This window comes from Sphingobacterium spiritivorum, assembly GCF_016724845.1.
GTDB classification, from domain to species: Bacteria; Bacteroidota; Bacteroidia; order Sphingobacteriales; family Sphingobacteriaceae; genus Sphingobacterium; species Sphingobacterium spiritivorum_A.
The window spans coordinates 2,364,945-2,378,117 of sequence record NZ_CP068082.1; the positions used below are offsets into that span (position 1 = coordinate 2,364,945).

Annotated in this window: 8 protein-coding genes; 7 read left to right on the plus strand and 1 reads right to left on the minus strand. The window is 40.8% G+C overall.

Annotation, left to right across the window (positions count from 1 at the left end):
- Positions 1–2: 2 nt before the first annotated feature.
- A complete protein-coding gene (locus I6J03_RS09975) occupies positions 3–143 on the minus strand; it encodes a DUF6728 family protein (protein WP_003000088.1) in 141 nt (46 codons plus the stop codon).
- Between the two features lie 69 nt (positions 144–212).
- Here I6J03_RS09975 and nagA point away from each other — a divergent pair, with 69 nt between their 5' ends.
- From nagA to I6J03_RS10010, 7 genes are all read left to right on the plus strand, one after another.
- Positions 213–1,337: an N-acetylglucosamine-6-phosphate deacetylase gene (gene nagA / locus I6J03_RS09980; protein ID WP_003012911.1), complete on the plus strand. Its 1,125-nt coding sequence runs from the start codon at positions 213–215 to the stop codon at positions 1,335–1,337.
- Between the two features lie 72 nt (positions 1,338–1,409).
- Positions 1,410–3,017 (plus strand): glycoside hydrolase family 10 protein, encoded by a 1,608-nt coding sequence (locus I6J03_RS09985; protein ID WP_003012908.1) that lies wholly within the window; start codon positions 1,410–1,412, stop codon positions 3,015–3,017.
- Positions 3,018–3,293: 276 nt separating this feature from the next.
- Positions 3,294–6,374: a SusC/RagA family TonB-linked outer membrane protein gene (locus tag I6J03_RS09990; RefSeq protein ID WP_003012905.1), complete on the plus strand. Its 3,081-nt coding sequence runs from the start codon at positions 3,294–3,296 to the stop codon at positions 6,372–6,374.
- Between the two features lie 4 nt (positions 6,375–6,378).
- Entirely contained in the window at positions 6,379–7,938 is a 1,560-nt protein-coding gene (locus I6J03_RS09995; RefSeq protein ID WP_003012903.1) for a SusD/RagB family nutrient-binding outer membrane lipoprotein, read from the plus strand.
- A 13-nt stretch (positions 7,939–7,951) separates the two neighbouring features.
- Positions 7,952–8,761: a DUF4397 domain-containing protein gene (locus I6J03_RS10000; RefSeq protein WP_232279874.1), complete on the plus strand. Its 810-nt coding sequence runs from the start codon at positions 7,952–7,954 to the stop codon at positions 8,759–8,761.
- A gap of 11 nt (positions 8,762–8,772) precedes the next feature.
- On the plus strand, positions 8,773–9,798 hold the full coding sequence (locus I6J03_RS10005; protein ID WP_003012898.1) for a phosphodiester glycosidase family protein: 1,026 nt from the start codon (positions 8,773–8,775) through the stop codon (positions 9,796–9,798).
- Positions 9,799–10,081: 283 nt separating this feature from the next.
- Positions 10,082–13,171, plus strand: a complete 3,090-nt coding sequence (locus tag I6J03_RS10010; protein ID WP_003012895.1) for a SusC/RagA family TonB-linked outer membrane protein — start codon at positions 10,082–10,084, stop codon at positions 13,169–13,171.
- Positions 13,172–13,173: the final 2 nt, after the last annotated feature.

The following is a 13,173-nucleotide window of genomic DNA, read 5'->3' on the forward strand; positions in this document are numbered from 1 at the left end:
GTTTACTTAAAAAAGAAATGTTGGATAACCTTGAAAAGAATAGCCAGTACGAAGATCGTGATGGCTATAATATTGATATTTCGCATCAGTCTGATATTCGAATTGACAGGTTTTTCGCTGTCTTTTTTGTTAAAAGAATCCATTAAGCTAATTTACACACCTTCATTGACATTACCAATCCTTATCTTTATATCTCTCAAAATTCAGGCATCATGCATACAAAAACTGTAATTGTAAACGGGCGTATCTTTACAGGTACCGAAATATTATCTGACCGGATCATCGTATTGGAAAATGATAAGGTTTCTTCTATCATACCTTACGAACAGCCTCCTGCCGGAGCAAAGGTTATAGACGCAAAAGGAGGATTGGTGAGTGCGGGACTGATTGATCTTCAGATCTACGGCGCAGGTGACCAGCTGTTTTCCGCTGAGCTGACCAGTGATTCATTGGCTAAGATTGATGATACACTTCTGAAACAAGGCTGTACCTCTTACCTCTTGTGTCTGGCCACTAATACTATCGATGTATTCAAAACGGCTATTGCCATTGTAAATAAGTATGAGCCGCGGGTAGCATTGGGTCTTCATCTGGAAGGTCCTTTCCTGAATGCGAAAAAAAGAGGCGCACATCCTGAAGAGCTGATCATAAAAGCTACAGCAGAAGAGATCACACACTTGTTGAATGATGACCATAAGGCGCTGGTTAAAATGATGACTGTGGCCCCCGAATTACTGGATGCTGATTGTCTGTCTCTTTTGCTGGAGAGAGGTATTCTACTGAGTGCAGGGCACAGCAATGCGACTTTTGAAGAAGCTACAGCGGGATTTGATAGCGGTATACTGACGGCGACACATCTCTTCAATGCGATGTCGGCTTTCCATCATCGTGAAACAGGTCTGCCTGGTGCTGTTTTCAATCATCAGCGAGCATGTGCAAGTATCATTCTGGATGGTATTCATGTGAATTATGAAGCTGCAAAAGTGGCTAAAAGACAAATGGGAGAACGTCTGTTTATGATTACAGATGCTGTCGCCAGATGTGATAAAGGAATTTATAAACATATCCTGAATGTAGATCACTATGTGTTGCCGGACGGGACATTATCCGGTTCTGCGCTGACGATGTTGCAGGCTGTAAAGAATGCCGTATTACAGGTTGGTATTCCTCTGGAAGAGGCTTTGCGTATGGCAACATTGTATCCGGCGAATCTAATCGGACGTACAGATCTGGGAAGGATCGAAGCGGGTGCGACAGCCAATATAATTGTGTTTGATGATGCGTTCGGATTACAGCAGGTTGTTTTTGAGGGAGAACAGATCAACATTAAAGGCTAGAAAACGGCAATAGCAGTGATTAGTTTTTCGTTTAATCTTAAAAGTGTAGTTTTGTCGTTTATTTTACGATTTATGAATAAACCGTTAGTTTACGTTATAGTATTGAGTTTTATTTTTGTTGGTTTGAGCGGATGTTCTTCCAAGAAAAGAATGAAAAACCAGGTATTGGTAGCTCCTTCCGTTGTTGTACAGGTGGATTCTGTACCGGCGGTCACTCCGCAAATAGAAAAACCGCAAACCAAAGTAAAGGAAAAAGAGGAAGAGCTTAAGGTGGATTTGCCGCAGGTACCACGTGAATTCAGGGCGGCTTGGGTTGCATCTGTTGCTAATATAAACTGGCCAAGTAAAAATAACCTCTCCACAGAGGAACAGAAGCAGGAAGCCATATCCTTACTTGATTTCTTAAAATCAAATCGCTTTAATGCGGTTATCTTTCAGGTCAGACCTGCTGCTGATGCATTATACAAAAGTGAATATGAACCCTGGTCTGTATTTCTGACAGGACAACAGGGGAAAGCTCCGTACCCCTACTATGATCCGCTGGAATTCTGGGTTGAAGAGGCACATAAAAGGGGGCTGGAACTTCATGTCTGGTTAAACCCTTATCGTGCACATCACAGCGCAAGCGGTGTGGTCACGGAAGCATCTATGGTAAAGCGAATGCCTGAATCTGTACTGAAGCTGAAACAAGGCTATTACTGGTTTGATCCTTCTAAAAAATCCACTCAGGATCATGCTTCACGTGTCGTATTAGATATTGTAAAGCGATATAATATTGATGGTGTTCACTTTGATGACTACTTCTATCCATATGCCGAGTATAACGGAGGGCAGGATTTTCCGGATACGGAAAGCTGGAATGCTTATGTCAAATCCGGAGGTAAACTTACCCGTGCGGACTGGAGAAGAAATAGTGTAAATACATTTATTGAGCGTATCTATAAGGAAATCAAAGCTGAAAAAAATCATGTAAAATTCGGAATCAGTCCTTTTGGTATCTGGAAACCGGGGTATCCTGCCGGAATACAGGGATCAAGTCAGTATGATCAGTTGTATGCTGATGCCAAGCTATGGTTAAATAAAGGTTGGATCGATTATTTTGCCCCACAGCTATACTGGCCAATTGAACCGGCTAAGCAGAGTTTTACGACTCTATTGAGATGGTGGCAGAGTGAAAATACATTAGGTCGTCATGTGTGGCCAGGTATTAATACGGTTGGAAGACGATCTGCAGATTATTCAAATGAGATTGTCCGTCAGATAGAGGTGACACGTAAGGAAATTCCTAACAGTATAGGTGCCATTCACTGGAGTATTGCCGGGTTGACTAAAAATGCGGCTATGACCAGAGCGGTTGCTGACGGACCTTACCGTACGGAGGCACTTTCACCGAGAACACCCTGGCTAACTTCTTTCTATCTCTCCGCTCCATTTGTAAGCGGCGATACGCATAAACAGAGCGTCTTTGTCAAATGGTCGCATCCTCGAAAAGAGCAGGTAAGTAAGTGGCTGGTGTATACTAACTACGGAGGGGAGTGGAAATATGAGATTGTAGTACCTTCTATACTGAGTAAGGAGTTTGCGCGTGAAGAAAACGGCAAAAAACTAAAAATGGTCATTGTAAAAGCTATAGACCCACTGGAAAATGAAGGAGAAATGGGGGTGTATAGGGTAAAATAGGATTTGCGTATTCTTGCGTCTTGTTACGTGAATGCATTATGTTTTATTGAAAAAAAGGGTTTGAAATAATATTCAAACCCTTTTTTATGTTTATTTTAAAATATATTTCGAAATATCATGCATAAATGTGTTATCTTCGGTAGAGATTATTAACCTAAGAAGAACCAAATTTTATAAACAAAAAGTAGACAGCTACCTCTCTGTTTTTTCAGAATTATTGACCAGGTCATTAATCTGATCGGACTTAACCTATTGAAACTAACCTAATTTTGAATCATGAAAATAAAATTTCTCCTATTAATGCTGGGGGTTGTTTGGAATTGCGCTATACTCTTTGCGCAGCAACAGACAATAACCGGTAAAGTAACTGACGATGATGGAAAATCGTTACAGGGGGTTACTGTTATGGAAAAGGGCAAAAGTAACCAGGTAATTACCGATGGAAGTGGTAATTATAAGATTACGGTGTCTCCCCGCGCTACTCTTATCTATCGCTACGTCGGCATGAATACTGTAGAACAAGCTGTAGGCAGCAAAACCAATCTCAACGTAACTTTATCAAGCTCATCCTCATCGATTGATGAAGTGGTGGTCACGGCCTATGGTATTGACAGAAGTAAAAAATCTTTAGGCTATTCAACTCCTGTCGTGAGTGGTGATGAAGTTTCTGAAACACAGCGTGAGGCCTTTTTTAATGGTCTGCAGGGACGCGTTCCGGGATTGTCCATCAATTCGACCAGTGGTGCGCCCGGAGCTTCTGCACAAATTGTACTTCGCGGATTTGTGTCTGTGTCCGGAGACAACAGTGCACTGATTGTTGTGGATGGAGTTCCTATTGATAATTCGACACTTAATGAAAATGATTTGGCATCGGGTTCTGCAAACAGAGCGTTGGATTACTCCAATCGCGGAATGGACCTGAATCCGGAAGATATTGAATCGTACACGATCATGAAAGGTCCTGAGGCAACGGCTTTGTTTGGTAGTCAGGGAGCCTCCGGAGCGATATTGATCACTACAAAGAAAGCAAAAGCCGGCAGAACAGCTGTAACATACAACTTTTCGGGACGTATGGAGACTGTCAATAAGTTTCCTGAAGTGCAGAACATATATTCCAAAGGTACTAATGGATTATATGACGGGACTTCACCATATTCATTGGGGCCTAAATATAAAGAAGGCGTCCAATTGTATGATAATATCAGAAGTTTTTTCAGAACAGGATATAATCAGAAACATAATCTTTCTTTTGAAGGAGGAAATGAAGCATTTACCTACAGATGGTCTAATGAATACAATGATAATACCGGTATCACACCGAATACACGTTATACCCGTATTTCATCCAGACTCGCAGCCACCGCTAAGTTTGGAGAGAAACTAAATATCAATACCTCTTTTAGCTATACCAATTCGGATAATGATAAAGCCAGAAAAGGTGCAGATGGTTATATGGTTACTTTATTACGATTCAATCCTATGGCTGATGTACGTCAGTGGATAGATGAAAAAGGGAATCGTGTCCTGCACTCCGGTACTATATACAGCGAGTTTGACAACCCGTTTTGGGATGTTTACAGAAATACATCTTTTGATAAGGTGAATCGTATGATGGCCAATTCCAATATTATGTACAGACCCTCTAAATGGTTGTCTGTTAATGGTATTCTGGGCTTAGACTATTCCTTTACACATGGAGAGAGTGTGTATCATAATCAGTCCTACTTAGGTTCCGGATCTGAAGGCGATCCTACCGGAGGACAGATAAGTGTATATGACAGAACTTCACGCATCCTGACGGGATCATTGACGGCAAGGTCGAGTCACAAGTTTGATGATTTCTCATTGCAGGGCGTATTGGGCGCCTCCTTTAATGATTATAATTATGTGACCAATGCACAGTATGGCAAAAAATTCTTTGATCCGGATTTTTACAGTATAAACAATACACTGCCGGAAACAAGATTATCCAAAAGCACCATTAATAATTACCGGAATGTCGGTTTTTTCGGGCAGGCAGTGCTTGGGTACAAAACGATATTGTACCTGACATTGTCAGGACGTCTGGATGGCAGTTCACGGCTAATGCCGAATAATCCGTTCTTTGGTTATCCTTCAGGATCTATTGCTTTTAACTTCTCTGATATTAAGGGATTTCACGATATGTTCCCTTTTGTGGATGAAGGAAAGTTGAGATCTTCAGTTTCGCTTACGGGAAAAGAACCTTGGCGGACCTATTATACTAAATCTTCTTTTGAAGGACAGTATTCTACAGGAGGAGGTTTTGCATATGGTGTCAATGGGGGTAATCTGAATCTGAAAGTAGAGCGTACGCGCGACTTTGAGACGGGTATTGAGTTCTCTTTATTTAAGAAGCGTGTTTCATTTGATTTTACTTATTACACTCGTTTGAGTTCGGATCAGATTATTCTGCCACGCCTCAGCTACGGAACAGGTTATATTTTGAAAATGCTGAATGGCGGAGAGGTCAAAAATCACGGTATAGAAATTCAGACAATGGTCAGACCTGTTGAGAAACGTGATTTCAACTGGGATGTTACATTCAATTTTACTAAAAACAGAGGAAAGGTACTTTCTTTGGCTGAAGAGTTGCCGGAATTGTATGAGTCTGATACATGGGTACTTTCCGGATTACGTACTTCTGTGCATCCGGGTTATAGTATAGGAGCATTGAGTGGTACAAGATTTAAGAGGAATGCGAATGGAGATGTGCTGATCAATACAGCGACAGGACTTCCTGTGACAGGAGATGGTGTTTATTATCCTATCGGCGACCGTATACCTGATTTCACGTTGGGTACGATTAATAAGTTCAGATATAAAAGTATCTCCTTATCCTTCCTTTGGGATCTGCGGGTTGGAGGAGATGTATTTAATGGTTTAGAAAACCGGATGTTTAATCTGGGTGTTTCAGCGAAAACACTTAACCGTGAAGATCCTCGCGTTATTCAGGGTGTTCTGCAGGATGGTTTAGAGGAGTCTGCTAATCCGACTATTAATAATATTGCTGTTACTCCGTTTTATAATTCCAACTATTACTTTACAAATGTCGAACCGTCTATGTTTATCGAGCGGGACATCTATACTTTTCGTTTACGGGATATTTCTCTGGCTTATGAATTGCCGAAAAGCCTTACCAGCAGAATCGGTAAAAATACAAGTATGAGTGTATTCTTTACAGGAACCGATCTGTTGTTATTTACAAACTATACCGGGCTGGATCCGGAAAGTAACCTGAATACACCGGGTGTGGGAGGTATAGGTGGCTACGGTATTGACTATGGTAATATGGCTAAGCCCCGTGGATTTAACTTAGGATTGCGGTTAAAATTATAATTTTATGAAAAGCACAAAAATATTGCTGGTAGTGCTCATAGTGGGCTTACTGACCAGTTGTAAAAAATATCTGGACATTAATGATAACCCGTCATTTCCACAGGATGCAAAAGCTGAATTGCTGCTGGCGCCGATTGTCTATCAGATGGCTAATGGTTATTCGCAGGATGCACGTATTATAAACAAGTTTACGCAAGGGATTGTGGGCGGTAGTTCCGATTTTAACTCCCTGGTATGGGAAAGACACGGATATATCGGCGGTGTAAGTGATGTAGGAGGTGTGATGTGGCGAATGGTATATTATAATCATGGACATAATCTGAGGGTAATGCTCGAAGATGCTATCAAAAATGAAAAGTATGAGTATGCTGCAATTGGCTATGCTATCAAAGCCTGGGGCTATCAGATGCTGACAGATTATCATGGTCCTGTGATTCTGGATGAAGCTTTGCGCAATGATTTATTAAAATTCAAATATCAGGATCAGCCTGAGGTGTACGCTAAGGTTCGTCAATGGTGTGATTCTTCGCTGTATTATATGACGCTGAAAAGTCCGCTTAATTATTCTGCAAATCTGAATTCTGCATCCGGTGATAACCTGTACAGAGGGAATATGGATCGCTGGAAAAAATTTGTATATGGGATTTTGGCTTTGCAATACAGTCATCTGGTTAATAAGCCGGAGTTTTCTTCTCAGTATGCAGATTCTGTAATCCGTTATGCAGATCTTTCCTTTACTTCTGCAGCGGATGATGCCGGAGTAAAGTTTGGTGGCAAATCTCCTGAAACATCAAATATCTTTGGGACAGATGGCGGATATCTTAACTCTACATATTACAGTAAAGCGGGCTTGCCGATTTTACGGTATTTAACAGGAGGTGTCAGAGGAGATTTTGTGGAGGCAGCGAAGACTTCTCTGGATCCCCGATTGTCAAGAATGCTGAACTTTAGACTTCCAGATAGTACATTCATCGGAGGTACACCCAATATTTCTAATTCGACTGTTCCGTCTGTTGTAGGTGCGGGGGGTAAATTTATATTTAAGAATACGGTAGACTTTCCATTAATGACGTATTCACAGTTGCAGTTTGCCAAAGCAGAGGCGATGCTGATAAAAGGTAATCGGGACGGCGCATTTGCTGCATATCGCAACGGGATAACCGCACATATGTCGTTTGTAAGCCGGTATGCTGTAGCAGAAGCTTCCGGAGAAAAAGAAATTACGGCAACTGAAATTGGGCTATATCTGGCAAGTACAGAGGTTGCACAATCTGCAGCAGAACTGACCATAACCGATATTATGGGGCAAAAGTATATTGCGCAATGGGGATGGGGATCACTGGAACAATGGTGTGACCTGAGAAAATATCATTATGATGCAACTGTTTTCAGGCAATACCAGCAAATCGATCCCTCCACATTGGTCTATAAGAAATACGGATACCGGGTGCGCCCCCGCTACAATTCAGAATATGTATGGAATGCAGATGAATTGGCTAAATGGGGCGGTTTAGAGCCTGATTATGTCACAAAAGAACTATGGTTTTCAAAATCTACGGATTGAAATTTTTGAAGTTATGAAATCAATAAAACTAATTATATGCATCCTTGGTCTTGTGTCTCTGTTAGGCTGCGAAAAGTCGGTCAAGGATTACGGAAATCTGGAGTTTATGACCAACGATGATGCTATTGTCAAGATTAATATGGCAAGTGTGTATCCGGATGACAGATACATGTATGTCAAATTTAATGATCAGCGTGTGACGCCACTTATTCGAGCGCGTGAACCGTATCCGGGTGGTGGATGGAATACAAGAGGAGACTCGAGAGCAGATTTTCTAAGAATCAAAGCCGGCAATGTAAATGTAAAACTGGGTCTCCCGAAGAAGAAGGATGATGGTACGGATTCGCTGATTCTTTATGAAACAAATATTATGCTGACAGCAGGTAAACGTTATACACTCCATCTGGCAGATACTGCAGCAAATACCAAATCGCTTCTGACAGAAGAAGATTTCTCCGTGCCGGACTCGTTATATGCACGCTACCGGTTTGTAAACCTGATGCCTAATGTGCCGGCAGTAGATCTGTATTATGGGTTTTTCTCTACTACAGCAGCGGGCCAGGTGGCGACTCAGGACTCATTGGTGGCTAGTAATATTAAATTTATGGAGATGAGTGAATATTTTGTACTGAACAGAAGTGTCTCCAGAACCTGGAAAGTCAGACCTGCAGGGGCAGCAGTGACCAATGCGACCGTTATTGCTTTTTACGGCAATGCAGGTACTATAGTCAATCAGCGAACTTATACTGCATTTGCATTGGGCTATAATGGACAGACCAGTACCGCAATGAAGCCTTATCTTTCATTTTTTAACATACGATAAATGACCACGCTATGAAATCAAGTTTAAAATTTTTGTCATTGAGCGTTGAACATTCGTTGAAGTTTGTTGTGGCTTCTATGTTTATCGTTTCAGCATTTACATCCTGTAAACAACGGGATGACTGGCCGGTATTTGAGAAAAAGGAAGTTGTAGTGGAAAAAGATACCATTCCTCCTGATAATCAAATCGGTGTATTGACTCAAAGTATTATTTCAAATACCGATATTATCAAGACATTTCGTCTGGATTCGACTACAACTGTTGCAGACGGGATCGTTCATACGCATATCCGTTACCTCAACAGGTTGAATCTCCCTGTCAGTATGCATGTTCTGGAAATCGATTTGTCCAAACCTAAGCTTGCCGCTCAGGCGCTCGGTCCATTTAACGAGGTGCTTTATGCTACACAGATTTTACCTGAAATGGCTAAGTATAATGAGTCAGGATCAGGAGGTAAGATGATGGTTGCGATCAACGGAGATGCTGTATTGACTTCCGGAACAACGGTGAATGCGCCATCGGGGTCGTATATACGCTATGGAAGGCAGATCAAAACGAATACCACTACTGCGACTGCTTTTACTATTCCTTATTTTGCTGTTACAAAGGCCGGAGTGCCGTTTATCGGAAACAGACCAAGTGCAACTTATCCTGCGGAAGCGGTGGATCTGAATACCATTTATCATTTAGTTTCCGGGACAAACTGGCTTGTTTTTAACAATAATCTGATAACATCTACGACTGCTACAGTATCTGCTCGTACGGCAATTGGGATTAATGCAGATAAAAAAGTTATCTGCGTAGTAGTAGATGGCGGAGATGATGCCTTTTCTACAGGAATCACACTGAATGATCTGGGCATAGTCATGAAAACTCTGGGATCCAGCAGAGCATTTTTTACGAATGGAGGCAATTTTTCTGCTATGGTTAAGAGAAAGGAAGACGCAAAAGGTCTGCGTTGGGATATGTTGAACAGACCGGTTAATAAAACCGGATCTGCCACAGCGAATGGAATCGGATTTGTGCTGCGGCCATAATAAGTTTAACGTTTATAGTATAGGCGGGCAGATATTCTGCCCGCTTTTTTTGTTAAGAACGCTGTTATGTTCTTGTTTTTGCGTTTTATTGCAGACTTTAAGGTTTAATTTGAGGTATAATTGTGTTATTTTGTCTCGAATTTAAATAAAAGAAGCAAAATAGTGCAGTTTTAGAAAATAAATTGCTAAAATTGTAAAGGACATTGTCCTGTTTATACTGACCAGACTATATTACATGCTTATTATCTAAACTTATTTATAAACCATAAACAAACTGTCAAACATGAAGAGAAAATTACTCTTATTATTTTTTTGGCTGATGCTTATTTCAGTCAATTTGATGGCGCAGCAGAAAACGATCTCCGGGAAAGTTACCAATTCCGCAGACGGGGCGCCGTTGTCCAGTGTGACTGTTCTTGTCAAAGGAAAGTCTGTAACCACAAAAACGGATCCGGATGGTAGCTTTACAATCCAGGCAAGTCCAGGCGATGTACTGATCTTCCGTTCTGTAGGGTCCAAAGAAGTCCAGCAAACAGTAGGGTCTTCAAATACGGTTTCTGTGTCTATGTCCGGTTCGGAGGAAGCTCTTGAAGAAGTAGTAGTAACAGCGATGGGTATCAAAAAAGAGAAAAAGGCATTGGGATATGCTGTTCAGGATATTAAATCGGATGAATTAATGCGAAATAAGAATCCAAATGTTATTAACTCCCTTAATGGTAAGATCGCAGGGGTAAATGTTACGAATTCGGGTGGATCTCCAGGTGCTTCTGCATCTATCATCATTCGTGGAGGAACTTCATTAGAGCGTGATAATCAACCTTTATTTGTGATTGACGGGATGCCAATGGATAACTCAACAGGGCAAGGAGATAATTCTGCTTTTGACGGTAATACAAATATTTCAACAACAAATGGTAACCGTGCATTAGATTTGAACCCGGAAGATATAGAATCAATCTCGGTATTAAAGGGGCCTGCGGCGGCGGCATTATACGGTTTGAGGGCAGCAGCTGGTGCAGTTGTCATTACAACCAAACGTGGTAAAGAAGGATCTGCAACAATAGGTGTTAACTCTCGTTTTGGAGCGAATTGGGTGAATCGTCTACCAGAGCTTCAATCCAAATACAAGCAAGGGTCTAATTACAAGGGAAATAAAATTACGGATAATACTTATTTATCATGGGGTGATGCGTTCGCTCAGGGTGAAACGATATATAATAACTTAGAAGATTTTTATCAGACAGCTACAAGTTTTGATAATTCCTTTAACGTGTCAGGTGGAAATGCTAATGGCAATTTTTATTTATCCGGTTCTAATCTTGATCAATCAGGTATCGTGCCGACAACTGATTTTAAAAGGACAACTTTTCGTTTTAATGGAGAGCAAAAGGTAGGTGTATTTACGTTCGGAGCGAATGCTTCTTATTCTCATAGTACTACACAAAAGACGTTGACAGGTTCAGGTCTTTGGGGAGGATCGGGAATGGGTTATATGGAGTCTATTTTGGCATTCCCCCGCAATGTGGATATGAAGAATTGGATTGACCCAAGTGGGAAACAGATCTTGTTATTACCTAATGTCGCTTTGCAGGATAATGTAGACAATCCATACTGGACAATTAACAAAAATCCGCAAAATGATAAAACAAACCGTTTCTTAGGAAATGTGTATGCAAATGTGAAAATCACAGATTGGCTGGATGCTACTTATAAATTAGGCGTTGATAATTATACGACCAATTTCAGATCTATTCTTACACCAGGTTCAGCAGTAAAAGAAGCCTGGCAGAAAGGTATGCTCTCTGAAAATGTGAGACAATACAACTATATCAATTCTAACTTTATGTTGAACTTTCATAAAGAGTTCGCAAAGGATTGGGATCTGAATTTCTTGTTGGGTACAACTGCGGAAGATACACGTATACAAGCTAATTCTATGCGGGCTGAGCAGTTTTCTATACCTAACTTTGAAAGTATAAATAATGCAGATCCTAAGAACCGATACCTGAATGAGGTGATTACAAATAAGCGCCTTTTAGGTGTGTACGGAGATTTACGTATAGGGTATAAAAATTTATTGTTTTTAAGTGCTACAGGCCGTAATGACTGGTCTTCTACATTACCCATTCAAAACAGATCCTTCTTTTACCCTTCATTCTCGGGAAGTTTGATCTTCACGGAGTTAATGGAGAAAAATGATATTTTATCTTATGGAAAGCTAAGAGCTTCATGGGCTCAGGTGGGTAAAGATGCGCCTCCATATCAGACAAATACTTATTTGAAGGATATTCAATTAACCATTGGGGGAGGTTTTAGAAATGAGTGGACCCGTGGAAATGACCAGTTGAAACCCGAAACTACAACTTCGTTTGAAGTAGGTACCGACCTGAGATTATTCAGCAATAAGTTAGGTTTGGAATTTACATATTACAAAAACAACTCTAAAGATCAGATTCTGCAGCCTCGTGTTTCGAATGCTACAGGATATATCTTAAGCTATGTTAATACAGGAGAGATTGAAAATAAAGGGATCGAGGTCTCTATTAATACAAGCCCGATTAAGAAAGAAAACTTTAAATGGGATTTAGCATTAAACTTCTCTCATAATAACGGTGTTGTTAAATCTTTACCTGCTGCTTTGCCAATTTTGTATGTGACTGATGTGCAGGTTGGTAATGGTAAGGCTGCTTCATTCGGTAATGGAGATTTTATGGGGATAAGTGGATCCATCTGGCAAAAGGATGCTAACGGAAATCTATTGTTAGACTGGAAGACAGGTTATCCTTTGACTTCTACAACAGCAACATATCCTATAGGAAACCGCGAACCGGATTTTATTGGTGGTCTTAATAATACATTTACTTATAAAAACTGGGAGCTTTCTTTCTTGTTTGATTTCAGAAAAGGAGGTGATATTCTTAATAGTACGGAATATCTGTTGACGGCTAACGGAATGAGTAAGAACACTGAAAACAGAGGGGAAAAAATATCATTTACAGGTATGGGATTAAATCCTGATACTAAGCAATATGAACAAATTACCCGTGAAGTCCTGGCTACTGAAGAGTATTACAGGGATATATATTCCTTAAATACACCTCATTTTGTGGAGAAAGTAAACTGGTTGCGTCTGAGATCCCTTAGCTTGACTTATAGTTTGCCTTCTGCCTTATTAAATCGCTCTAAAATTTTTAAAGCAGCTTCTGTTACAGCGATCGGAACCAATCTTTGGTTGTTGACGAATTATTCCGGAATGGACCCTGAAGTCAGTGCTGCTGGTGCAGGTGTGATTGGCTCAGGATCTGTTGGTGTAGACTACGCAGGTGTACCTGCCACTGCAGGAGTAACGTTTGGTTTAAATCTTAAGTTCTAATA

What these genes read in the sequence shown, in the direction of transcription:
- I6J03_RS09975 (WP_003000088.1), bottom strand. Translation starts at nt 143, where the DNA reads ATGGATTCTTTTAACAAAAAAGACAGCGAAAAACCTGTCAATTCGAAT.
- nagA (WP_003012911.1), top strand. Translation starts at nt 213, where the DNA reads ATGCATACAAAAACTGTAATTGTAAACGGGCGTATCTTTACAGGTACC.
- I6J03_RS09985 (WP_003012908.1), top strand. Translation starts at nt 1,410, where the DNA reads ATGAATAAACCGTTAGTTTACGTTATAGTATTGAGTTTTATTTTTGTT.
- I6J03_RS09990 (WP_003012905.1), top strand. Translation starts at nt 3,294, where the DNA reads ATGAAAATAAAATTTCTCCTATTAATGCTGGGGGTTGTTTGGAATTGC.
- I6J03_RS09995 (WP_003012903.1), top strand. Translation starts at nt 6,379, where the DNA reads ATGAAAAGCACAAAAATATTGCTGGTAGTGCTCATAGTGGGCTTACTG.
- I6J03_RS10000 (WP_232279874.1), top strand. Translation starts at nt 7,952, where the DNA reads ATGAAATCAATAAAACTAATTATATGCATCCTTGGTCTTGTGTCTCTG.
- I6J03_RS10005 (WP_003012898.1), top strand. Translation starts at nt 8,773, where the DNA reads ATGAAATCAAGTTTAAAATTTTTGTCATTGAGCGTTGAACATTCGTTG.
- I6J03_RS10010 (WP_003012895.1), top strand. Translation starts at nt 10,082, where the DNA reads ATGAAGAGAAAATTACTCTTATTATTTTTTTGGCTGATGCTTATTTCA.